Origin of the sequence: Flavobacterium anhuiense (genome assembly GCF_900101855.1) — a bacterium.
Lineage (GTDB): Bacteria > Bacteroidota > Bacteroidia > Flavobacteriales > Flavobacteriaceae > Flavobacterium > Flavobacterium anhuiense.
Genome location: NZ_FMVC01000007.1, coordinates 121,775 through 147,322, shown reverse-complemented (window position 1 = coordinate 147,322; position 25,548 = coordinate 121,775). Strand labels below are relative to the sequence as shown.

At 36.1% G+C, this 25,548-nt stretch carries 16 protein-coding genes; 14 read left to right on the top strand and 2 right to left on the bottom strand.

Annotated features, from left to right (window positions below; genetic code table 11):
* Nucleotides 1-249 precede the first annotated feature (249 nt).
* From BLP44_RS18420 to BLP44_RS18360, 13 genes are all read left to right on the top strand, one after another.
* On the top strand, nucleotides 250-1,215 hold the full coding sequence (locus BLP44_RS18420) for a glycoside hydrolase family 130 protein (protein WP_091135050.1): 966 nt from the start codon (nucleotides 250-252) through the stop codon (nucleotides 1,213-1,215).
* A 7-nt stretch (nucleotides 1,216-1,222) separates the two neighbouring features.
* Nucleotides 1,223-2,290 carry a carbohydrate-binding family 9-like protein gene (locus BLP44_RS18415; RefSeq protein WP_091135049.1) on the top strand — a complete coding sequence of 356 codons (1,068 nt, stop codon included), beginning with the start codon at nucleotides 1,223-1,225 and terminating at the stop codon, nucleotides 2,288-2,290.
* Nucleotides 2,265-3,383 carry a putative glycoside hydrolase gene (locus BLP44_RS18410; RefSeq protein WP_091135047.1) on the top strand — a complete coding sequence of 373 codons (1,119 nt, stop codon included), beginning with the start codon at nucleotides 2,265-2,267 and terminating at the stop codon, nucleotides 3,381-3,383. The genes BLP44_RS18415 and BLP44_RS18410 overlap by 26 nt, the downstream gene beginning before the upstream one ends.
* Before the next feature lie 91 nt (nucleotides 3,384-3,474).
* Nucleotides 3,475-4,497 carry a glycosylasparaginase gene (locus tag BLP44_RS18405; RefSeq protein ID WP_091135044.1) on the top strand — a complete coding sequence of 341 codons (1,023 nt, stop codon included), beginning with the start codon at nucleotides 3,475-3,477 and terminating at the stop codon, nucleotides 4,495-4,497.
* A gap of 227 nt (nucleotides 4,498-4,724) precedes the next feature.
* A complete protein-coding gene (locus BLP44_RS18400; RefSeq protein ID WP_091135298.1) occupies nucleotides 4,725-7,037 on the top strand; it encodes a beta-N-acetylhexosaminidase in 2,313 nt (770 codons plus the stop codon).
* 12 nt (nucleotides 7,038-7,049) lie between these two features.
* The gene (locus BLP44_RS18395) at nucleotides 7,050-8,903 is read left to right on the top strand and encodes a glycoside hydrolase family 35 protein (RefSeq protein ID WP_091135042.1); all 1,854 of its coding nucleotides are present in this window, start codon (nucleotides 7,050-7,052) and stop codon (nucleotides 8,901-8,903) included.
* Nucleotides 8,904-9,160: 257 nt separating this feature from the next.
* Nucleotides 9,161-10,645, top strand: a complete 1,485-nt coding sequence (locus tag BLP44_RS18390) for an alpha-L-fucosidase (protein WP_091135040.1) — start codon at nucleotides 9,161-9,163, stop codon at nucleotides 10,643-10,645.
* A gap of 11 nt (nucleotides 10,646-10,656) precedes the next feature.
* A complete protein-coding gene (locus tag BLP44_RS18385; RefSeq protein WP_091135296.1) occupies nucleotides 10,657-12,897 on the top strand; it encodes a GH92 family glycosyl hydrolase in 2,241 nt (746 codons plus the stop codon).
* 13 nt (nucleotides 12,898-12,910) lie between these two features.
* Complete coding sequence (locus tag BLP44_RS18380) at nucleotides 12,911-15,571, top strand: glycoside hydrolase family 3 protein (protein ID WP_091135038.1); 2,661 nt, start codon at nucleotides 12,911-12,913, stop codon at nucleotides 15,569-15,571.
* A 263-nt stretch (nucleotides 15,572-15,834) separates the two neighbouring features.
* A complete protein-coding gene (locus BLP44_RS18375; protein WP_066034355.1) occupies nucleotides 15,835-18,921 on the top strand; it encodes a SusC/RagA family TonB-linked outer membrane protein in 3,087 nt (1,028 codons plus the stop codon).
* A 16-nt stretch (nucleotides 18,922-18,937) separates the two neighbouring features.
* Nucleotides 18,938-20,524 (top strand): SusD/RagB family nutrient-binding outer membrane lipoprotein, encoded by a 1,587-nt coding sequence (locus BLP44_RS18370; protein ID WP_091135036.1) that lies wholly within the window; start codon nucleotides 18,938-18,940, stop codon nucleotides 20,522-20,524.
* Nucleotides 20,525-20,834: 310 nt separating this feature from the next.
* Nucleotides 20,835-21,887 (top strand): sialidase family protein, encoded by a 1,053-nt coding sequence (locus BLP44_RS18365; protein WP_091135034.1) that lies wholly within the window; start codon nucleotides 20,835-20,837, stop codon nucleotides 21,885-21,887.
* A gap of 19 nt (nucleotides 21,888-21,906) precedes the next feature.
* Nucleotides 21,907-22,872: a M20/M25/M40 family metallo-hydrolase gene (locus BLP44_RS18360; protein ID WP_244511811.1), complete on the top strand. Its 966-nt coding sequence runs from the start codon at nucleotides 21,907-21,909 to the stop codon at nucleotides 22,870-22,872.
* Nucleotides 22,873-22,989: 117 nt separating this feature from the next.
* On the opposite strand, the gene BLP44_RS18355 is transcribed toward BLP44_RS18360, so the two are convergent.
* Nucleotides 22,990-23,355, bottom strand: a complete 366-nt coding sequence (locus BLP44_RS18355) for a winged helix-turn-helix transcriptional regulator (RefSeq protein WP_008467415.1) — start codon at nucleotides 23,353-23,355, stop codon at nucleotides 22,990-22,992.
* 81 nt (nucleotides 23,356-23,436) lie between these two features.
* On the opposite strand from BLP44_RS18355, the gene BLP44_RS18350 reads away from it, so the two are divergent.
* On the top strand, nucleotides 23,437-24,312 hold the full coding sequence (locus BLP44_RS18350; protein WP_091135030.1) for an NmrA family NAD(P)-binding protein: 876 nt from the start codon (nucleotides 23,437-23,439) through the stop codon (nucleotides 24,310-24,312).
* Between the two features lie 155 nt (nucleotides 24,313-24,467).
* Here the strand turns inward: BLP44_RS18350 and BLP44_RS18345 are convergent, their stop codons facing one another.
* Nucleotides 24,468-25,460, bottom strand: coding sequence for an FAD:protein FMN transferase (locus tag BLP44_RS18345; protein WP_091135028.1), 993 nt, complete (start codon nucleotides 25,458-25,460; stop codon nucleotides 24,468-24,470).
* Nucleotides 25,461-25,548 lie beyond the last annotated feature (88 nt).

Genomic DNA, 25,548 nt, shown 5'->3' with positions numbered 1-25,548 from the left:
AGCTTTGAACATAGCCTGTAGTTTCAGCTACAGCAACGCAAGATTGGACGTGCTGCTATGTACAGCAACTTTGTCAAAGTTCAAAACTTTGACAAAGTTTTAAACATACAGTTTGTCATCCTGACGAAGGAAGGATCACACACGTAACTCGACAAAGATTGCGGAGCTTCTAGTGTGATCCTTCCTTCGTCAGGATGACAAAAAAGACGAATAAAAAACAAAAAACTAATAAATAAAAAAAAACAAAAAATGAGTACTATTCCTTGGCAAGACAGACCCGAAAACAGTAAAGATGTAATGTGGAGATATTCTGAGAATCCAATTATCAACAGATATTCGATTCCTTCATCAAACAGTATATTCAATAGTGCAGTTGTACCTTTTGGAGACGGATATGCTGGGGTTTTTAGATGTGATAACAAAGCGGTTCAAATGAACATTTTTGCTGGTTTCAGTAAAGATGGAATCAATTGGGACATCAATCACGAACCAATTGAGATGAAATCTGGAAATACAGAAATGATCGAATCTGCTTATAAATACGATCCTCGTGTAGTTTGGATCGAAGACCGTTATTGGATTACTTGGTGTAATGGTTACAACGGACCAACAATTGGTATTGGTTATACATTCGATTTTAAAGAATTTTTCCAATGCGAAAATGCCTTTTTGCCATTCAACAGAAACGGAGTTTTGTTTCCACAAAAAATCAACGGAAAATACGCGATGTTAAGCCGTCCAAGTGATAACGGACATACGCCATTTGGAGACATTTGGATCAGCTATAGTCCAGATATGAAATATTGGGGTGAACACAGATTGGTGATGAAACCAAGTCCATTTGAGCAAAGTGCTTGGCAGTGTACAAAAGTAGGAGCAGGACCAATTCCGATTTTAACTGACGAAGGTTGGTTAATGATTTACCACGGAGTTATCAATACTTGCAACGGTTTCCGTTATGCAATGGGTTCAGCACTTTTAGATGTTGATTCGCCAGATCAGGTAAAATACAGAACGCAACCTTATCTTTTAGGACCTGCAGAAGCGTATGAAATGGTTGGAGATGTGCCAAACGTAGTTTTCCCATGTGCTGCTTTACACGATATCGAAGAAGATAAATTAGCAGTTTATTACGGTGCGGCAGATACTCATGTGGCTATCGCTTTCGGAAAACTGAGTGAAGTAATTGAATTTACAAAAAATAATAGTTTATAATATAAAGATGCATAGTAGAAGTAAATTATTGTCCCTTGCCGTTTTTTTTGTTGGATTGATGAGTTATGCGCAATCTGAAAAAGAGGTTACACCGAAAAGTTATATTGCCTATAAAACATCAAAAGAAATTGTTATTGATGGTGATGAAGCAGAAAAAGCTTGGGAAAAAGCATCTTGGACAACACCTTTTGTCGACATAGAAGGTGTTGAGACTCCAAAATATAAAACTCAGGTTAAAATGCTCTGGGACGATAATTACTACTATATTCTCGCTAAAATAGAAGAACCTCACGTTTGGGCAAATCTAAGACAGAGGGATACTATTATTTTCTACAATAATGATTTTGAAGTTTTTATCGATCCAGATAATGATACTCATAATTATTATGAATTAGAAATTAATGCGTTAAACACCGCTTGGGATTTATTTATCAATAAACCTTATAGAGAAAAAAATACTGTTCTAAACGATTGGAATATCGACGGTTTAAAATCGGCTGTAAAGGTTGACGGAACTTTAAATAATGCTTCAGACATAGATAAAGGCTGGACATTAGAAATTGCCATTCCGTGGTCAGTTTATAAAACATCCTATTTCGATAATATTGTTCCGAAAGATAAATTCTGGAAAGTCAATTTTTCTAGAGTGAATTGGCAGCATTCAGTTGTTGATGGAAAATATGAACGCAAAAAAGATTCAGAAGGAAAGTTTCTCCCAGAATACAATTGGGTTTGGTCGCCTATGGGAGTAATAAATATGCATGAGCCCGAAAAATGGGCTTATGTATACTTCTCTTCAAAAGAAAGTGACGATAAATTTACAATTCCACAGGAAGAAAAAGTAAAATGGGAACTTTATACGTTGTATCGCGCTCAAAAGAGATATTTCGATAAAAATAAATCTTGGGCAAAATCACTGCAAAGTATCAGTAAAAAAAATATAGTTGTTGATGGAAAAGTTTTAAAACCAGTTTTAGAAAATCATTCATCAGGATTTAATATCTTGGTAAAGAGTCCTTTTTCAAACAAAACCTTAATAATTAAAGAAGATGGTAAAATTATTACGAACGAATAAGCTGCAAAAACTATCAAAAGTTTTAGTATTAGCGCTTTCGCTGAGTTTATTCTCTTGCAGACAAAAAGAAAATAAAGATCAAGAAAACGGTAAATTCACTTTTGGTGTTTGGACCACTGCCGACGCTAAAAAATCGGATGCAGATTATTCGAAAGAATTCAAAAAATACAAAGACGGTGGAATTGACGAAGTTTTAATTAACACGCAAACCGATCCGAAACTATTAGCAAGATTAGTTCCGCTTGCAAAAAAAGAAGGACTAAAAGTTCATGCCTGGATTATGGCAATGAATCGCCCAAACGATTCAGTTGCCTTACAGCATCCAGATTGGTATCAAGTTAGTAAAGAAGGAAAGTCTTGTTTTGATAACCGTCCGTATGTCGATTATTACCAATGGCTTTGCCCAACTAAAGAAGAATCTAGAAATCACGTTTTAGGTTTAGTTGAAGGTTTAGCAAAAGTAGAAGGAATCGAAAGTGTACATTTAGATTACATTCGTTTCCCAGATATTTTCTTGCCAATCAGTTTATTGCCAAAATACAACTTAGTTCAGGATGTAGAACTACCACAATTTGATTTCTGTTATTGTGATGCATGTGTTTCTAAATTCGAAAAAGAACATCATAAAAATCCAAAAAACAGCCACAATACTTCAATTGACATGGAGTGGAAAAACTTCAGATTAAATGCTGTAAAAGCAGTGGTTGATGATGCGTATAAAATCGCTCATAAACACAATAAAAAATTAACAGCGGCAGTATTTCCTTATCCAGAAATGGCAGATCATATGGTGCGCCAGCGTTGGGATAAATGGAATATTGACGAAGTATACCCAATGATTTACCATAGTTTTTACGATGAAGAAATTGATTGGGTAGGTTACGCAACCAAACAAGGTGTAGCCGATTTAGAAGGAAAACCGACGAAAGTAAATACAGGAATTTATATTCCGGGATTAAAATCGGATGCAGAATTAAAAGAAGCGATTTTGCTAGCTAAGAAAAACGGTGCAACCGGAGTTTCGTTTTTTGACGGAAACGCCTTATCAGATAGTAATTTAAAAACAATTGCAGCCGTAAAATCAACCTTGTAGTCGATTTTTGTGGGATTAAAAATTATTACTGATTAATTTAGCAACATCAAGAACATTTTGTTTCTGAAAAGTTGAATTTAAACCAAAAGACATGTCAAATAGAAGAGATTTTATCAAGAAAACCACTTTAGGCACATTAGCCATAAGTTCTGTTTTGGGCGTAAGCGGATTTGCTGCGAATCATGAAAATGAACCAGAAACAGAAGAAAAAGAAAAAAAACAGACAAAACCAATTATTATTTCGACATGGAACCATGGTCTGCCTGCCAATAAAGAATCTTGGAAAAATTTAAAAGAAGGAAAATCGGCTTTGGACGCCATCGAAGCTGGAATGAAAATACCTGAAGCCGATCCGAATGTACGTAGTGTTGGTTATGGCGGATATCCGGATCGAGAAGGAAAAGTGACTCTTGACGCCTGTATCATGGATCACAATAGCAATTGTGGTTCGGTTTGTTTTCTGCAAGGAATCAAACACCCAATTTCTGTTGCAAAAAGAGTTTTACAAAATACACCTCACGTAATGTTAGCAGGGCAAGGTGCATTGCAGTTTGCTTTGTCTGAAGGTTTTAAAGAAGAAAATTTATTAACTCCAGAATCAGAAAGAGATTGGAAAAAATGGCTGGAAGATTCTAAATACAAGCCAGTTATTAATATAGAAAATCACGATACCATAAGCATGCTAATGTTAGACCAAGAGGGCAATCTTTCTGGCGGCTGTACGACAAGTGGAGCAGCTTGGAAAATGCACGGACGCGTCGGTGACTCCCCAATAATCGGCGCGGGTCTTTTTTTGGATAACGAAGTGGGAGCCGCTGCGGCAACAGGTTTAGGAGAAGCCGTAATCAGAACTGCTGGAAGCGCCATGGTGGTTGAATTAATGCGTCAGGGAAAATCGCCTTTTGATGCTTGTAAAGAAATTACAGAACGTATTTACAACAAACATAAAAATCACAAGGATATGGAATACTTGCAAGTTGGTTTTATTGCTTTGAATAAAAACGGCGAATATGCAGGCTACAGTCTAAGATCTGGTTTTAATTACGCCGTTTCTGATGACGTGAAAGGCCACAGAATGGAAGACGCGAAATTTAAAATGTCTTGGGATAAATAATTATAACGTTTAGAACTTTGTCAAAGTTTCAAACTTTGACAAAGTTTTTCGACACTGTTTTGTCATCCTGAGGAACGAAGGATCACACAAGTAGCTCCCCAAAGATTGGCGAATTACTTTGAGGAATTCCTAGTGTGATCCTTCGTTCCTCAGGATGACAAACTAAACCTAAAAAACTAAATCTTTAAATGTTTGAACAAACAATTAAAGAAACCAAAAAACAAAGAATGAAAAAATTACTAGTCCTATTAACCTTAATCATTTCAGTACTATCTGTTAATGCTCAGAAAGTGTACACAGAAAGTGATATTCGTATCATTCCGAAACCGACTCAAACTCTTATCAAAACAGGTGTTTTTGAATTCACAAAAGACACAAAGTTTGTCGTTAACGGAGATTTTCAAAAAGATGCTGCTAATGCTTTGGCTTCAAGATTTGAAACTGCAGCAGGATGGAAACCAGAAGTAACTGCAAAAGCTCCAGCAAGTAATTATGTTTTGCTGAAAACAGACCCGAACTTAAAGAATGAAGCTTACGTTTTAGATGTAAATCCGACTAATATTGTTATTTCTGCAAAAGGGAATAATGGTTTTTTATACGCTTTAGAAAGCATCAGACAATTACTTCCAGAAGCTATCGAAAGCAAATTTGCGATTACTTCTGCAAAATGGCAGATTCCAAGTTTGACCATTAATGACGAACCTCGTTTTAAATGGAGAGGTTTAATGCTAGATTTTTCACGTCATTTCTTTGATAAAAATTATGTTCTAGCGACAATCGATCGTTTGGCAGCGCATAAGATGAATGTTTTGCACATGCATTTAGTGGATGATCAAGGCTGGAGAATTGAAATCAAAAAATATCCAAAACTAACAGAAGTTGGTGCTTGGAGAGTAGATCAGGAAAACAGAAGCTGGAATGCCCGATTGACTACAAATCCTGACGAAAAAGGAACTTACGGCGGATTTTTTACGCAGGAAGAATTAAAAGAAATTGTAAAATATGCCGCAACAAAAGGAATTGAAGTAATTCCGGAAATCGAAATGCCGGCACACGTAAGCAGTGCTATTGCGGCGTATCCTGAATTGGCATGTTTTAATCAGAGAATTGGTGTTCCGTCAGGTGGGGTTTGGCCCATTACCGACATTTATTGTGCTGGAAAAGAAACTACGTTTGAGTTTTTGCAAAATGTAATTGATGAAGTAATCACGATTTTCCCTTCAAAATACATTCATATTGGAGGCGATGAAGCTACTAAAACCAATTGGACAAAATGTCCTTACTGCCAAAAAAGAATTAAAGATGAGCGTTTAAAAAGTGTTGACGAATTGCAAAGCTACTTTGTAAAACGCATGGAAAAATATATCAACTCAAAAGGTAAAAAAGTTATCGGTTGGGATGAAATTTTAGAAGGTGGGTTAGCTCCAGATGCAACAGTAATGAGCTGGAGAGGAATGAAAGGCGGAATTGAAGCAGCAGATCAAGGCCACGATGTGATTATGACACCAGAAACACCTTGTTATTTCAACTTTTATCAAGGACCACAAAACGAAGAACCTCTAGCTTTTGATGCTTACAATCCGTTAAGTGAAGTGTACAAATTTGATCCTGTAGTTAATACAATGACGCCTCAGGAAGCTGCTCATGTTTTAGGAGGTCAAGCCAATTTATGGGCAGAATATATTACGGGACCAAAAGATTCTGAGTATATGATTTTCCCAAGATTGGCCGCTTTATCAGAAACATTATGGAGTCCGAAAGAAAAACGCAATTGGAATGATTTTACATCAAGATTGTTTTCAATGTTTAAACGTTACGATTATCAGGGATTGAATTATGCGAAAAGTGCTTATTTGGTAACGGCTTCATCTACAGCTGATTTGGCTAACAAACAAATCAAAGTAGAGATGAAGAATGAGTTTCCTAATCCAGACATTAGATATGTTTTAGGAAATCAAAGCATTGAACATCATGCAATAAGATATACAAGTCCAATTGAAATCAAAGAAACAACAGTTTTAAAAGCTTCTTTATTTCAAGATGAAAAACCAGTTGGAAAAACATTTACAGATACTATTGTTTTCCATAAAGGGTTTGCAAAAAAAGTGAAATACTTAACGCCTTATAATGAGAATTATAAAGGAGATGCCAATACTATGGTAAACACCATTCGCGGAAGCAAAAATTTCCACGACGGGCAATGGCAAGCTTGGCTGGTAAATGATATGGAATTGGTAATAGACTTAGAAAAAATAGAAAGCATCGAGCAAGTATCAGTTGGAGCTTTAGAAAGTCAAGGAGCTGGAGTTAATTTCCCAATTCAAATTAAAGTGTTGATTTCTACTGATGGAATTAAATATACGCAAGTTGGAAAAATAACACGTCCGTATGCGGCAAATCCGGTTCCGGAATTGAAAGATTTCAAAATTAATTTCCAAAAACAAAATGCACGTTTTGTGAAAGTAATCGGAGGTAACTTAAAGAAAAGTCCGAAAGGAGAAAGTTCTTGGTTGTTTGTGGATGAGATTTTGGTGAATTAAATATTTTAAAAAATGAATAAGATATTATTTAAGCTTGGAGTAGTATTGATTTGCTTGATGCCTTTTTTTACTAAGGCTCAAACTAAAGGATTTTCTATATCTAATGGAGAATTTCAGAAAGATGGGAAAATTGTAAAAATACATTCAGGAGAAATGCATTATGAGCGTATTCCTAAAGAGTATTGGAGACATCGATTGCAGATGCTTAAAGCTATGGGATTGAATACTGTGGCAACTTATGTATTTTGGAATTATCACGAAATTGAGCCTGGTGTATGGGACTTTAAAACAGGAAATAAAGATTTGGCAGAGTTTTTACGTATTGCTAAAAGTGAGGGGCTGTATGTGATTCTTAGACCAGGTCCTTATGCTTGTGGTGAATGGGAATTTGGAGGTTATCCTTGGTGGCTGCAAAACAATCCAGATTTGGTAATTCGTACCAACAACAAAGCATTTTTAGACGCTTGTAAATCGTATCTGGAACATTTGTATGCGGTGGTAAAAGGAAATTTTGCTAACCAGGGAGGGCCAATTATTATGGTTCAGGCTGAAAATGAATTTGGTTCTTATGTTTCTCAAAGAACCGATATTAGTGCTGAAGATCATAAAGCATACAAAACAGCCATTTACAATATACTTAAAGAAACTGGGTTTCCAGAGCCTTTTTTTACTTCTGATGGTAGTTGGTTGTTTGAAGGCGGTATGGTTGAAGGGGTGTTGCCAACTGCAAATGGAGAATCAAATATAGAGAATTTAAAGAAACAAGTCGATAAATACCATAAAGGTCAAGGGCCTTATATGGTGGCAGAGTTTTATCCTGGCTGGTTGGATCATTGGGCAGAACCTTTTGTTAAAATTGGATCAGAGGAGATTGCAAGTCAAACTAAAAAGTATCTCGATGCAGGTGTTTCTTTTAATTATTATATGGCGCATGGCGGTACTAATTTTGGATTTACCTCTGGAGCAAATTATAATGAAGAAAGTGATATTCAGCCAGATATTACAAGCTACGATTATGATGCGCCTATTAGCGAAGCAGGTTGGACGACACCAAAATTTATGGCTATTCGTGACGTAATGCAAAAGTATTCTAAAACAAAATTAGCACCGATTCCAGATAAAATACCAGTTAAAAAATATCCTAATCAGCCTGTTAAATCGAGTATGGATGTTTTGAGTTGGATCAAAAAAGAAAAACCAGTCGTAAATGAGCAGCCATTAACATTTGAAAAATTAGGTCAAGGACACGGATATGTTCTATATCGTAAAAGATTTACGCAGCCAATTTCTTCTGGCAAATTGAAAATTGAGGGATTGAGAGACTTTGCTACCGTTTATGTAAATGGAGTTAAGGTGGGTGAATTGAATAGAGTTTTCAAAAATTACGAGTTGACGATTTCTATTCCTTTTAACGGTATTTTAGAAATTCTGGTTGAAAATATGGGACGTATTAATTACGGAGCCGAAATAGTGCATAATACTAAAGGTATTATTTCTCCAGTATTCATTAATGAATATGAAATTATTGGTGGATGGGAGATGTATAAAATGCCGATGAATGAAGTGCCAGTTCTTAAAAATGAAACGATAAAATCTGGACGACCAGTTTTATATGAGGCTACAGTTAGCATAGATAAACCAGCTGATACTTTTCTTGACATGACCAATTGGGGAAAAGGAATTGTATTTGTTAACGGACACAATCTTGGACGTTATTGGAAAGTAGGCCCACAACAAACACTTTACGTGCCTGGCTGTTGGTTGAAAGCGGGCGAGAATAAGTTTGTTGTATTCGAGCAGCTTAATGAAAATGCTCAAACAGAATTAACTTTTACAGATCAACCGATACTTGAAAAATTAAATTAAGATTAACCCGTTGGGTGTAATTAAAAAATAAAAACATTTTAACACATAGAAGCATAGTTTTTTGTGCTGAAAAAAAGAAAATGGAAGAAACAAGTTTCCACACATAGCTAAACTATGTGCATTTTAACTAGTGAAACGCCTTTTTTAAGTTTAGTTAAACTATGTTTCTATGTGTTGAAAATAATTTCAACCAACGAGTTAAGATTACCTATTAAACCAGAAAAACAAAGAATAATAAATTATAAATTAGATTAAAGATGAAAAAAGGAATATTCATAATCGCCCTTTTATTTTCAGCTCAGATATTCGCGCAGGCGATTTATGAAGATGAAAGATACGTACCAGAAACAGATCCGTTAGTTTTAAAGAACTTAGACGAATGGCAAGGCAAAAAATTTGGTTTGCTAATGCACTGGGGAACTTACAGCCAGTGGGGTATTGTAGAATCTTGGTCTATCTGCCCTGAAGATTATGGATGGTGTGAACGTAAAAAAGGAAGTAATCCATCTAATTATAATGATTATATCAAAGATTACGAAGGGTTAAGAAAGACTTTTAATCCTGTAAAATTTGATCCTGCAAAATGGGCTAAAGCAGCTAAATATGCGGGAATGAAATACATGGTTTTCACTACAAAACACCATGACGGTTTCAATATGTACGATACTAAATATTCTGATTACAAGATTACTAGCAAAGATGTTCCTTTTCATACCAACCCAAAAGCAGATGTTTTAAAAGAAATTTTTAACTCTTTTAGAGGAGAAGGTATTTCAACAGGAGCTTATTTCTCTAAACCAGACTGGCATAACGAAAACTATTGGGATCCATATTTTCCTCCTTTCGACAGAAACGTAAATTACGATCCGTCTTTATACCCAGAAAAATGGCAGAAATATGTTGATTTCACGCACAACCAAATCTTAGAAATTCTTTCTAATTACGGTAAAGTTGATATTTTATGGTTAGATGGTGGATGGGTTAGAAAAAGAGATCAAGTGAACATCAAAGAAAACTATGATGAGAAGTTTACGGAAAATGAATCTAAAAACGGTTTCATCAAACACAGAGTTGTAGATCAGGATCCGAAAATGGATGAATTGGTTGTAAAAGCGCGTCAGAAACAGCCAGGATTAATTGTTGTTGACAGAGCGGTTCACGGTAAAAACCAAAACTACTTAACTCCAGAAGGACGAGTTCCTGCTAAAACATTGCCTTATCCTTGGGAATCTTGTATTCCAGCTGGCGGTGGATGGTCTTATTCTCCAGGAGCTACTTACATGACAGGAAGACAAGGAATTCACCTATTGATTGATATTGTGGCGAAAGGCGGAAACTTATTATTAAATGTTGCTCCAAGTCCAGAAGGAGAATGGGATAAAGGGGCGTACGATTTATTGCAAGCTTACGGAGATTGGATGAAAGTAAACAGTACAGCGATTTACAACACAAAGCCAATCGAGCCTTACAAAGAAGAAAACATCTGTTTCACACAAAATAAAGCAGGAAATGTATTTGCATTTTATTTAGCTAAAGAAGGAGAAGACAAAATTCCTGCTGAAGTTACTGTAAAAGCTATTAGTCCGAAAAAAGGAACAAAAATTACGATGTTAGGTTCTAAAACTTCTTTAAAATGGACAAAAGAAGGAAACGGATTTAAAGTAATAATTCCGGAAAGCTTAAGAAATAATCTTCCAGCGAAAGAAGCTTGGACTTTAAAAATCGAAGCGATCAATAGATAAAAATGAAACCTATGGTTTTAAATACAAATAAATTTCAAACAGCATGTTTTTTCTACATGCTGTTTTTTAGCATAACGATTTTTGCGCAGGAACCTGCCGATTTTGTTAATCCGTTTATTGGGACCTCCAATTATGGCGCTGCTTTTCCAGGACCAATTGCACCACGCGGAATGGCAAGCATTAGTCCATTTAATGTGGCTGGAGTAAAAAACACTCCAATGGAAAAAGACAGTCAGTGGCTTTCGAATCCGTATGTAAATGAGAATACTTTTTTGACAGGTTTTAGTCAGGTAAATTTAAGTGGAGTAGGCTGTCCGGAATTAGGCGTTATTTTGTTGATGCCGACAACTGGAAATGTAGAAATCGATCATTTGAAATATGGGTCAACTTATTCTAATGAAGTTGCCAAAGCTGCGTATTACAGTGTAAACATTGACAAGTACAAAGTAAAAGGCGAATTCACAGCTTCTAAACGAGTTGGGATTAGCAGATTCACTTTCCCGAAAGGGCAATCTAATATTTTACTAAATCTTGGATTGGGATTAACCAATGAAGAAGGCGCGATGATAAAAGTGGTTTCTTCTACAGAAATTGAAGGAATGCGTTCAGTTGGTTCATTTTGTTACAACAGTCCAGAAGATGCTTATCCAGTTTATTTTGTGGCTCAATTTTCTAAACCTGCTGATAAATTTGGAGTTTGGAAAAAACCTGCAAAATACAACGGCGTTGAAGCGCAATGGATGGGTTACAACGGAAAAGCGAGAATAATGGAAAACACTATTAAAACTGTAGTAGGTGATAGTATTGGAAGTTATTTTACGTATAAATTCGACAAACAAGAAACGGTTGAAGTGAAGATTGGAATTTCGTATGTAAGTATCGAAAATGCCCGTGAAAACTTAGCAAAAGAAGTGGGTAACAGATCTTTTGACGCAATTTACAAAGAAACCTACAACGAATGGAACGAAGAATTGTCTAAAATTTTGGTTGAAGGTGGTACAAAAGAGGATAACACGATTTTCTACACAGCTTTGTATCACACTTTAATTCATCCAAATACTTTAAACGATATTAACGGGCAATATCCCGTAATCAAAAGAACTAAAATTGCTAAAACCGATGACACCCGTTATACCGTATTTTCTTTATGGGATACGTACCGAAATGTGCATCCGTTGATGTCTTTGGTTTATCCAAAACAGCAATCGGATATGATAAAAAGTATGTTGACTATGTTTGATGAAAACGGCTGGTTACCCAAATGGGAACTGAATTCGACTGAAACTTTTACCATGGTTGGAGACCCTGCAAGTGTTGTAATTACAGATACTTACATGAGAGGAATTCGTGATTATGATGTTAATAAAGCCTATTATGCGATGTTGAAAGGCGCAGATAATGTTGAAAATAATCCGCTTCGTCCAGGATTGAAAGATTATATCAAAAAAGGCTATTTGACAACCGACAATAAAGGTCCTGTTTCGACGACTCAAGAATATAATATTTCAGATTATTCTATTTCGCTTATGGCCAACGAATTTGGAGACAAAGACAATGTAAAACGTTTTAAAGAACGTTCATTATCTTATAGAAAATTATTTGATAAAAACTTAAATCTGCTTCGTCCAAGAACGCCCGACGGAAAATGGTACGAACCTTTTGACCCAAATTCAGGAGCTAATTTTGAAGAAAATGTTGGTTTTATTGAAGGAAATGCGTGGCAATATAATTTTATGGTTCCTCATGATATTATTGGTTTGAAAAAACTAATGGGTGGAGATCAGGCATTTTCAGCACAATTGCAGAAAATTTTCGACACCAAACAATTTGATATGGCCAATGAGCCAGATATTGCCAATCCGTATTTATTTAATTATGTGAAAGGCGAAGAATATAAAGCTCAGGAAATGGTAAAAAAATTGGTTCGAGAATATTTCAAAAATGAACCAAAAGGATTACCAGGAAATGACGATACGGGAACTATGTCGGCTTGGTTGGTTTATTCGATGATGGGAATTTATCCAATTTCTCCAGGAGATCCAATTTACACCATTACAGCGCCAATGTTTCATAGAGTGACAATTAAATTAGATCCAAGATATTATAAAAAAGATAGCATTGTAATTGAAAGACAAATCAATAATGGAGGGAAAATCAATTCGATTGAGCTAAACGGAAAAACACTTAATAGCTTTTTTATTTCGCACGATGATTTTGTGAATGGAACAAAGCTTAAAGTGATTCAAAACTAAACACAACACAACTATGTTACAATTAAGAATGAAGAAAACGGCCATTATTTTTGTAATGGCTGTTGGTTTTTTTAACCAAACCCATGCCCAGAAAAAGTATCTGTACCAGGATGCGAAAGCGCCTGTTGAAGACAGAGTAAAAGACTTGTTAAGCCGTATGACGCTTGAAGAAAAAGTGCGTCAGATGGACATGTATAGAGGAGATTTTTTTAAAGATAAAGAAGATTTTGCTAAATCTAAATCTGCTGAAAAAATCGGGAAATTAGGAATTGGAGCAATTCATGATCTTTATCCGCGTTCAGCGAAAATGATTAATGATTTGCAGACTAATGTAATCAAAGGAAACCGTTGGGGAATTCCGGCGCTGATTATGTGTGAAATGCTTCACGGATATTTAGACGAAGGAAGTACTGCTTTCCCTATGAATATTGGTCTTGGCGCAACTTGGGATGTTGCCACAATGGACAAAGTGGGTAAAGTTATTGGTATGGAAGCCAGAGCGCATGGTGTTCATTTTGGTTTTGGACCGAACTTAGATTTAGGACGCGAGCCACGTTGGGGTAGAGTTGCCGAAACTTTTGGTGAAGATGCTTATTTAAATAGCGAAATTGGTTTGGCGTTTATTAAAGGAATGCAGGGAGAAGACTTAAAATCAGATCGTTCTATTATTGCTGAACCAAAACATTTTGCCGTTCACGGTATTCCGCAGGCTGGAGGAAATTCTTCTCCGATTTTGGTTGGAGAACGATCTGCAAGAGAAGATCATTTGCCATCTTTTGAAAAAGCATTCAGAAAAGGCGGTGCTTTAGGAACGATGTGTGCGTATTCTGAGTTAGACGGAATTCCTTGCGCAGCCAATCATTGGTTATTGACGGATGTTTTGAGAAACGAATGGGGTTTTAAAGGACTTGTAGTTTCAGATTTGGGAGCTATTAAATATATTCAGACGACTCATAAAGTGGCTGATTCTCCAAAAGATGCTATTAGAGAAGCGGTTTCAGCTGGTGTTGATATGCAATTCTATGATTTTTCAAATGAATTCTGGCAGAATACTGTTATCGAATTGGTAAATGAAAAGAAATTGACAATGGAAAATATCGACCGTGCAGCGGGAGCAGTTTTACGTTTGAAATTCTTATTGGGATTATTTGAAAATCCGTACACAGATAAAAATCTGATTAAAGAGCGTTTTCATACTCCAGAAAATCAAGCTGTTGCTTTAGAAGCGGCTCAGAAATCTATTGTTTTATTGAAAAATGATAACAACACATTGCCTTTAAGCAAAAACTTAAAAAACATTGCAGTTATCGGACCAAATGCAAATGCTTCAAGATTGGGAGGTTATGCTCCTAAAAACAGTGTCGGAATGACGGTTTATGAAGGTGTGAAGGAATTGGTTGGAAAAACGGCAAATGTAGTTTATGAGGAAGGAGTTCCGTTGATTGTAAAAGGACAGATTATTCCATCTAAATATTTATTTACTCCAGACGAATCTCAAAACGGATTAAAAGGTGAATATTTCAATAACAGAAATCTCGAAGGAACCCCAGCGCTGACTCGCATCGACAGTCAGTTAGAGTTTGACTGGCCTTGGGCGCCTGGAGATGGTGTGAATGTGGATGATTTTTCTATCAGATGGACAGGATTCTTAAAATCAGATCAAGCTCTTGACGGATGGTTAGGTTTAAGTTCTGATGATGGAATCAGAATGTATATCGATGACCAATTGGTAATCGACAACTGGACAAAAGGAGCGACAAGCATGGTTACAACTCCAAAAATTATCGAGAAAGGCAAAAAATATAAAGTACGCATTGAAATGTGGGAAGGGGGCTGGGGAGCCAGAGCTCATTTCCGTTGGAATTTAGAAAAAGTAAACTTACAGCCAGCAATTGAAGCCGCTAAAAAAGCAGATGTTGCTATTGTGGTTTTAGGAGAATCTAATGAATTGGTTGAAGAAAACAGAGATGTGGCTTCTTTAGACTTATTCGGAATTCAACAGCAATTGATTGAAGAGATTCACAAAACAGGAACTCCTGTAGTTTGTGTACTATTAAACGGTCGTCCGCTTTCTACAAATTGGATTGCTGAAAATATTCCTGCAGTCTTAGAAGGATGGTTCCCAGGTGAATTAGGAGGTAGAGCAGTTACTGATGTATTATTTGGAGATTATAATCCAGGAGGAAGATTGCCAATTACAGTTCCAAAATCAGTTGGGCAGTTACCAATATATTACAATCAAAAGCCATCTGCGATACATAAATATGTAGCGGAAAGCGAGCATCCGTTATATTCATTCGGTTACGGATTAAGTTATACGAAGTTTGAATATTCTAATTTAAAATTGAATACTACTGAAATTAAACCAAACGGAGAAGTAAAAGTTTCTGTTGATGTTAAAAACATTGGAGACAGAGATGGAGACGAAGTCGTTCAGTTGTATATTAATGATGTTTACAGCAGTACTACTACACCTGAAAAAACCTTAAAAGGTTTCAAAAGATTGAACATCAAAAAAGGTGAAACAAAAAATGTTGAATTTACACTTACACCAGACGAGCTATCTCTTTGGAACAGAGAAATGAAGCGTGTTGTAGAGCCCGGAGATTTCGAAGTGATGGTCGGCGGAAATTCGACCGATTTGCTTAAAACTAAATTCAAGGTTTTGAACTAAAAACCTAAAAACGCCGAAGATTTTTCGGCGTTTTTGCTTTAAAAAAATGAATACAATTATAAAAGGCTAAAATCTATTCGATAATAGTGTTTTTGCCTTTTTTTATAAGGCAGAGTAGGATTACAAATGAAAACGTTTTCTTTCAATAAAACACCAAAGATTTACCAACACCTTTTCAAAATTGTCATTTGTCGAAATTATATTTTGTTAACAAAATGTATTCTTAAGTTTAACATGTTATTAACTCTAAAAAAACAACTAATATGATTAAAAACGTACTAAAATTACTGTTGGTCATATGCCTTTTTGGGTTCCAGAACCTTCAAGCGCAGACAACAGTAAAAGGAACGATAACAGATGCTCAAAGCGGGATTCCGATTCCTGGAGCAAATATTATTGTTAAAGGAACTAAAACAAGTGCTTCATCAGATTTTGATGGTAAGTACAGCATTAGTGTTCCTAATCAATCAGCAGTTTTAGTTTTTACTTATGTAGGCTCTGCTACAAAGGAAGTTGCTGTGGGATCACAATCTACCATTAACGTAACTCTTGGCCCAGATACGCAGCAGTTGGGAGAGGTAGTGGTTACAGCTCTTGGTATTAAGAGAGAGAAAAAAGCTATTACGTATTCTGCACAAAACGTTTCTGTAGATGAGTTATCAGAAGCAAGATCATTAAACGTTGCCAACTCACTTTCGGGTAAAGTGGCAGGTCTTAACTTCTCTACAACTTCAAACGGTGTTGGTTCTTCTTCTAGAATTACTTTAAGAGGTAACAGATCTCTTAACGGAAACAACCAGCCTCTTTATGTAGTAGATGGTGTGCCAATTAGTAACGGAACAACCACAACTAACCCTGATATTGATACAGGAGGAACTACACAGCCAGATGGTATTTCTAACATTAACCCAGAAGATATTGCTTCGATGACTGTTCTTAAAGGACCATCTGCAGCGGCTCTTTACGGTTCTAGAGCATCAAATGGTGTAATCGTTATTACTACTAAATCTGGTAAATCTGGAAAAACTTCAGTTTCGTTATCATCTAACTTTATGGCTTCTTCAGCTTATAATTTGATGAATTTACAAAATGAGTACGGTCAAGGAACAAACGGAAATTATGTTTCTAACTCAAGCTCAAGCTGGGGAGCACCTTTAGACGGGCGTCAGGTATCTGCTTGGCAATTGGTTCGTAATCCAAACTATGCTGGACCAGCTACACAAAGCTATTCTCCACAGCCAAACAACGTTATTGATTTCTACAAAACAGGTTATAACTTGGCAAACACTTTGACAGTTACTGCTGGTAACGAAAAAGCGCAAGGTTATTTCTCTTATACTAACACACGTGCTGAAGGTATTGTTGGAGGAAACCAAATGGACAGACACAATCTTAACTTAAGATTGACGAGCAAGATTTCTGATAAATTATCTTTGGATGTAAAAACAAACTACATTGTTCAGGATATCGATAACTTATTGAGAACAGGAGAAGAGTCTATCGGAACATCTGCTTATTTATTGCCTCGTAGTATCGCTTACAACGATTATAAAGATTTCGAATATTTTGATGCTGCAGGACAAAGACAAGTGAACTATTTCCTTGACGAAACTGGAGCTCCTGGAGGGAACCCATTCTGGTCTGCTTTAAGAGATGATGCCCGTACAGATAAAAGAAATAGATTTATTGGTTTAGCTTCTCTTAAATATGAGTTTACCAAAACATTAAGCTTACAAGGTAGAGCTGGTTTAGACCAAATGACAAACAAAAACGTAAGAAACAGATACGCAACTGCAGCTTTCAACAGCAACTTAGGTTCTTATAGCGAATCTTATGAAACAGTAAGCGAATTAAACGTAGATGCTTTGCTTTCTTACAATGAAAAATTCGGAGATTTCTCTGTTGGCCTTAATGCTGGTGCGAGTTCATTGCAGCAAAATAGTTCAGCTTTAACTTCTGGAGGAGTTTTAAGTAAAAGAAACTTCTTCGCATTATCAAACGTTCAGACAGTTCAATCTACTTCTACAGCTTCAGAAAAAAGAATTAATTCTATTTACGGATTTGGTCAAATTGGTTTCAGAAACTACTTATTCTTAGATTTAACAGCTAGAAATGACTGGTCTTCTACATTGCCAACAGATTATTTCTACCCATCTTTCGGACTTTCAGCTGTTCTTTCTGATATGTTTACATTGCCAGAAGTAATTAGTTTTGCAAAATTAAGAGCTTCTTATGCAGAAGTGGGTAACGATACAGATCCTTATCAAACACAACAAAGATATTCATACATCGGAGGAAACGGTGGTATGTTATACGGACAAAGCACAAAAGCAAATCCAAACTTAAAACCAGAGATTTCTTCTTCTTCTGAGTTTGGTGCCGATGTTAGATTTTTCAACAACCGTTTAGGTTTAGATTTCACATACTTTAAAACGTTAACGAACAACCAAATTTTCTATATCAACACTCCTGAGTCTTCTGGATATTCTAGAGCAATCGTAAACGGTGGAGATATCGAGAATAAAGGTATCGAGTTCACGCTTACTGCTACGCCAGTTCAAACAGAAAACTTTACATGGGATGTTACAGCTAACTACGCTTCTTATAAGTCAAAAGTAAAATCTATCTTTGAAGGAAGAGATGAGTTAGTTCTTGGTGAAGGGCGTTTAGTGAGAAGTAAAGTGGTTCAAGGTGGTGAGTATGGTGATTTATACATCAAAGGTTTCCAAAGAAATGATGCTGGACAAATTCTTGTAAACAGTGCTGGTATTCCTTTAGCGACAAATGGTTTTGATGTTCGTGCTGGTAACTTTAATCCAGATTGGACTGCAGGTTTCAAAAACAACTTTAAATACAAAGATTTTTCTTTAAGCTTCTTAGTTGATTTCAGAATTGGCGGTGAAGTGATTTCATACACTCAAGCTAGACAAGCTGGTTTAGGGGTAAGCGATATTACTTTAGCAGGAAGAAATGGCGGAATCATTGTGGATGGTGTGGTAGATAACGGAAACGGAACTTACTCTCCAAACACAACAAGCATCAATGCTGAGCAATACTGGACAGCAATCGGTCAAAGAACTCCAATTGCAGAACCATTTGTTTATGATGCTACAAACATCAGATTAAGAGAACTTGTTTTTGGTTACTCAATGCCAAAACGTTTATTAGGTAACTCAGGATTTACAAGCATCGATTTCTCATTAGTAGGTAGAAACTTGTTCTTCTTCTTAAACAAAGCGAAGTACTTTGATCCAGAAGCAGGAGCAGGTACAGGAAACCTACAAGGGATAGAATCTTTCAACATTCCTTCAACGAGAGATTATGGAGTTAATGTTAAATTCGGATTTTAATTAAAAAAGAGATATCATGAAATATAGTTTTAAAATAAAAACACTAGGACTTGCTATAGCGATGCTGTCTACTTTTGCTAGTTGTACAAAAGATTTCGACGAAATAAATACAGATCCTAATTCGCTTACAGAAAGTCAATTAGATCCAACGTTGGCAGGGCCAGCATTTGCATCTGCACTTTATGCAGGTATCCACAATGGGTCTTATTCGTCTCCAGGTGTAGATGATCAAGGTACTTGGGGTATCGCGACAGGTATTTTATCGTCAACATTCATCCACTACTTAAACTGTGGGTACGGAACAGAAAGAAATGCTTTCGTAAACGGATACGAAGGTAGAGGATGGACAAGATTTTACACCGTTGCGGCTCCAGCTTTAGCAAATGCTTTTAAAGCATCTGAAGGAAATGCAGAAGCGACTGCAGTATTAAAAATCTGGAAAGTTTTCATGTACAACCAAATGGTTGATGCTTACGGACCAATTCCTTACACTGAAGCAGGAAACGGAAAAGAAAAAGTTCCTTACGACAGTGTAGAATTTATCTATGCAGATTTCTTTAAATTATTGGACGAAGCTAACGCAACACTAACTTCTACTTCTGCAACTTCAGTTGCTTCTCTTGCCCCAAATGATAGAGTTTATGCAGGAAGTGTTGACAAATGGAGAATCTTTGGAAACAGTATGAGATTACGTTTGGCTTTAAGAATTTCTGATAAAGAACCTGCAACTGCAAAAACTCAAGCTGAAGCGGCAGTAGCTGCTGGAGTTATGCAGACTAACGATCAGAGCGCATTCTTTAAAGCAAGTAACATTACGCCAAACAACTTAAACATGATCGTAAATAGCTGGGGTTATGTAATGACAGCTTCTATGGAAAGTATCTTAGTAGGTTACAACGATCCACGTTTATCAAAATGGTTTGCCCCAGTTTCTACAGGTGCTTATAGAGGAAATCCAGTTGGAGGCCTAGAAGATCAATTTGGAACTACTGAGTTCTCTAAATTTAACAATGATGTTTTAGGAAATGGTGCAGCTAATACACTTAGCGAAACTAAAAATATTGAAATCTTTATGGCTTCTGAAAACTACTTAAGTAGAGCAGAAGGAGCTTTAAATGGATGGAACATGGGCGGAGATGCTAAGACTTTGTATGAAACAGGTATTAGATTATCTCTTGCACAATGGGGAATCACTGATCCTACAACTGTTAATGCTTACATCAATGGTTCTACATTACCAACATTGCCAAACATTTTGACATTGTACCCAACTTTAGATTTGCAAGACGTTCCTGTGAAATTGCCAGTTGCTTGGTCTGCATCTACTGCTAATCAGAGAACTCAAATTGCAGTTCAGAAATACTTAGCCATTTTCCCAGAATCTTGGGAGGCTTGGGCAGATTTAAGAAGAAGCGACGCTAAAGTAATCTATCCAGTTTTAAACACTGATAATCCAGATGCTGGAGTTGGTAAATCTTTGATGAAAAGAATTATTTACACTACAAATGAGTACTCATCAAACAAAGCTGCTGTAGAAGATGGAGTTTCTAAATTAGGAGGTCCAGATTCAGGTGGAACAAGACTTTGGTGGGACACAAAATAATTAATTTGGTAAAGTAAAAGATCAATCGATTTGTTACTTGAGCAGAAGGAGAGGTAACTCTCCTTTTGTTTTTTATGAAGCTCTGTGAATTTTTGCCCCAACTTTAATTCATAATTAGCAATTTCCTTTGTGTGAAAGTGAGCAAGTTTAATTTTAACACATAGAAACATAGGTTCTGTGTCTAAAAAGAAAAGCAAAGAGAAAAATATTTCTTTCACATAGCTATGTGTTAGAAACTAGTTTCTTTCTTTATTCTTTTCGTAAAAACAAAAAATCTATGTTTCTATGTGTTTAATAATTTTAAAATAAAATGATTTTAAAGACAAAATATACTGTTGCAGCATTGTTTGCTTTATTTCTTTTTTCTAATGGAACAAAGGCACAATTAAAGGCTGTAAATATCGAAAGCAGTTATATTGCAGATCCGCCTGTTACAACCAATAGCCATGCCTCAACTTTGGTGGAATATAAGCCCAACGAAATTTTAGCCGCTTGGTTTGGTGGAAAATATGAAGGAGCAAAAGATGTCGGAATTTACATCTCGGCTTATAAAGACAAAAAATGGTCTGCGCCTAAAGAACTGATTCAGCCATTAATTAAAAACGGAGATACGCTGCCATGTTGGAATCCAGTTTTATTTAAAAGCAAAAGCCAGAATTTGTATTTGTTCTATAAAATTGGAAAAAATCCGAGGGAATGGTTTGGTGCTATGAAGGTTTCAAAAGATAATGGAACAACATGGGGAGAACCAAAATATCTTCCAGACGGAATTTTAGGTCCAATCCGAAACAAACCTATCGAAACTGCTCCAGGCGTAATTTTATGCGGAAGCAGCACAGAAAGCGTCAACACAGACCAATGGCGCGTGCATGTGGAAGAATACACGGAAGCAACAGATTCTTGGAAAAAAATACCTGTAGAAAACAATCAAAACTTTGATGTTATTCAGCCAACATTTTTAATTCACAGTGCTACCGATATTCAGATGCTATCTCGAAGCAAGCATAATAAAGTGGTTTCTAGCTGGTCGGGAGATAATGGCAAAAGCTGGATTAGGACTAATACCATAAATGTCATCAATTCAAATTCTGGTATTGATGCCTTAACAGTGAATAAAAATCTGTTTTTACTAGTAAATAACCCACTTCCGATGGGAAAAGACTGGTTTAACGGACGAAATATTCTTGATGTTGAATATTCGAAAGACGGCTTAAACTGGACTAAACTATTTGATCTAGAAAAACAAGAAAAAGGAGAGTTCAGCTATCCAGCCATAATCCAGACCGCAGACAAGAGAATACACGTTTTGTATACTTATGATCGAAAATATATTAAACATACCTCTTTTGAACTTAGCCTTTAAATTTAGTTAGTAATAAAATATGAAAGCTCTAAAATGCCTTTTTATAATCACTTTGTATTGCAGCATCCATTTGAATGCTCAAAGTAATGATATGTCTAAAACCTTTTACAAACATGACAAATATCTTTCATCTGATAAATTGGAAGGTCGTTTTGTGGGAACTCAAGGAAATAATGAAGCCGCTGCATATATCAAAAAGTATTTTAAGAAATATGGTTTACGGCAATTCAATGATAGTTATTATCAGCCTTTTAAAGTATTTGTCAAAGAAGGCATCAATAAAATGAAATCGGATAGCGTAGCAACGCAAAACGTTGTAGGCTATATTGAAGGTTCAGATGCTGCTTTGAAAAACGAATACATCGTAATCGGTGCGCATTACGATCACTGGGGTTGGGGCGGACAAGGTTCTGGTAGTAAAAAGAAAGAAGCTTTTGCTATTCATAACGGTGCCGATGATAATGCGTCTGGAGTTTCGGCTTTGCTTTGCATCTTAGAAGAAATTTCAAAGCAAAAAGTAAAACCTAAACGAAGCATCATTTTTATTTCGTTTAGCGGAGAAGAAGAAGGATTGCTTGGTTCCAAATATTTTGTAAATCATCTTCCCGTTCCAAAAGAAGCTGTAAAATTAATGCTTAATATGGATATGGTCGGAAGATTGAATGATAAAAAAGAACTTTATATGGGAGGGGCAGGAACTTTTCCGAATGGAGTTGAATTAATGAAAAAACTGCAGGAAAACTCAGGGTTAAATCCTGTTATTCACGCAGGAGATGTAGGCGGTTCAGATCATGTTTCTTTCTACAAAGAATCTATTTCGGCAGTTGGGTTTCATACAGGCGGACATCCGCAATACCACACGCCAGATGATGATATTGAACTGATTAATTCAGATGGTGGAGCATTGGTGTCAAAATACATTTACAATGCTCTTATACAAATTGCCAATTACGAAGAAGCTTTGGTTTTTATTAAACAGAATTAAAACTAAGTAATATTCAATACAAATAAATTAAGTCGACTAGTGAAATTGATGCCTGATCAATTTCATATTTAAAAAGTTAAGTTAATTAGTTTTTGTTTTTTGAAAAGACGGTGTCTATTAAATGTTATAGACTCCGTCTTTCATTTTAAAAGCCCATGAAGCCATGGCGTCAATAACAGGGAGCAAACCAGTTCCTGCATTGCTTAATCTATAAGTTACAAACGGAGGAACAACAGGTTTTGCCTCGCGAATAACCAATCCGTCTGCTTCTAGCTGTTTTAAATGCTGAATGAGCATTTTTTCTGTCACTGCCGGAATTGCTCTTTTCAATTCGCTATATCGTTTATCTCCAGTCGATAAATGATATAAAATAATAGGCTTCCAGTAGCCTCCAATTTTCTCCATAACAAAAGTTACTGGACATTTTTCTAAGGCATACTGCTTGTTTTCCTGAATTGTAGACGATTCTTTAATTGCTGTCATAATGCATACTTTAGGGTAAGTACTTGTATAAAAGTAAGTACAAAGATACCTTTGTCTTGTTAAATAAAAAAACATTTAAAGATGAAAATTATAATCTCAGGTTCATTAGGAAACATAGGAAAGCCATTAACGGCACAATTAGTACAATCAGGTCACGATGTAACCGTTATAAGCAGTAATGCAGATAGAAAATCTGCTATTGAAGATTTAGGCGCAAAAGCCGCAATTGGTTCAGTTAGCGATGCCGATTTTCTTTCTGAAATTTTTGCCGGTGCTGATGCTCTTTTTGCCATGACACCGCCAAATATGGGCGGAGTAAATATTGTAAAGAATACTACCGATGCTGGTGCCGCTTTCGCGAAAGCAATTCAGACATCCAATATTAAAAGAGTAGTTATGTTGAGCAGTATTGGAGCCGATTTGCCAACAGGAAACGGACCAATTGCAGGTTTATATAATATTGAGAAGATTTACGAAAAATTAGAAACTTCAATTACCTTTTTAAGAGCCGGATATTTCTACTTTAATTTCTTTAATGATATTCCGATGATAAAAGGAGCAGGAATTATGGGAGCAAATTTCCCAGCGTCAAACCGTATTCCGTTAGTTCATCCAGAAGATATTGCCAACGCAGCGGCCGAAGAATTACAGGAAATAACAGAAGGTAAAAACATCCGTTACATTATAAGCGATGTAAAAACGCCTTCAGAAATTGTAAAAGCATTTGGAACGGCTATTGGAAAACCAGAACTTCCGTGGATTGAATTTACAGACGAACAATATTTTGGCGGAATGACTCAAGCAGGAGTTCCAGAAGAAATGGCAGGTTTATATACCGAAATGGGAACTGGATTGAGAAACGAAACCATAGCAGCCGATTTTCTAAATAATGACGGAAATGCAACAGGTAAAATTAAATTAGAAGATTTTGCAAAAGAATTTGCTTCAAAATTCTAATTGTAAAAAAATCAAGTGAGGAATTTTTCGCAGACTGTTTACGCAAAGCGTTCTATTGCTAATGTAGTCAAAATAATCTCGTAATGCCAATAGCTATCGGGAGCTAAGAGTAAAAGCTTATTTATGAATTGCCTCCAGCTTTAGCTGGAAGTAATTCATAACTCATAAGGAAAGTTTTTAGACTTAACTATTTTTCCTTTATCCGTAATCAGAACACAGCTGTAATCTGGAAATTTCTGAAGTAGAAGCAAACCTTCTTTTTGACCTAAAACCATGATCGAAGTGCTTAATCCGTTAGCGGTTTCTGCATTTGGGCCAAAGACAGTTACACTGCATAACCCAGTGGCAGGATAACCCGTTGCGGGATTTATAATATGCGAATAACGTTTTCCGTTAAAAACAACAAACTTCTCATAACTGCCCGAGGTTGTGACAGCACCTTCTTTAAGCGGAATTGCGGCCAAAATCTTTTCAGGTTTAAACGGATTTGTAATTCCGATTTTCCAGTCTTTTCCATTGGGTTGTTTTCCCCAAGTGCTCATATCTCCAGAACCATTTATAATTCCGGCTTGAACGCCTTTTGCAATCATCATCGCACGGCATTTATCGGTTGCATAACCTTCGCCCAAAGCGCCAAAACCAATTTTCATTCCTTTCAATTTCAAGAAAATGGTCGATTCTGTACTGTCTAAGATAATGTTTTTATAGCCCACTTTTTCAACCGATTTTTTTATGGCGTCCGCCGAAGGCATTTCGGTTATCGAACCGTCAAATTTCCAGATTCTGTCCATTGCCGCAAAACTAATGTCAAAACCGCCATTTGTGATTTCAGAAAGTTTGATGGCTCTTTTAGTCAATTCAAATACTTCGCGATCCACTTTTACAGGTTTTATTCCAGCATTCTGATTGACTTCAGAAACCTGAGAAGTTGGTTTCCAATCGGAGATTAAATATTCAATTCTAGTGATTTCTGCAATAACTTCATCTATATTTTTTTCCGCAGAAAGCGAATCTTTATCTACAATAGAAATATCAAAGCGTCCGCCCATCAAAAGCGTTGTCCTTTTTCGTAATACTTGAGAATGTGTAGATACACAGTAAGCGATTAAAAAAAATAATGAAATTTTATATGATAATAATTTATGCATGAAAATCTTTTTATAGCATTTTAAAAAGGCTCCGGAGGAGCATAATATTTATAGAAATAGATTTGACACCTATGAATAAAGCTCCTGA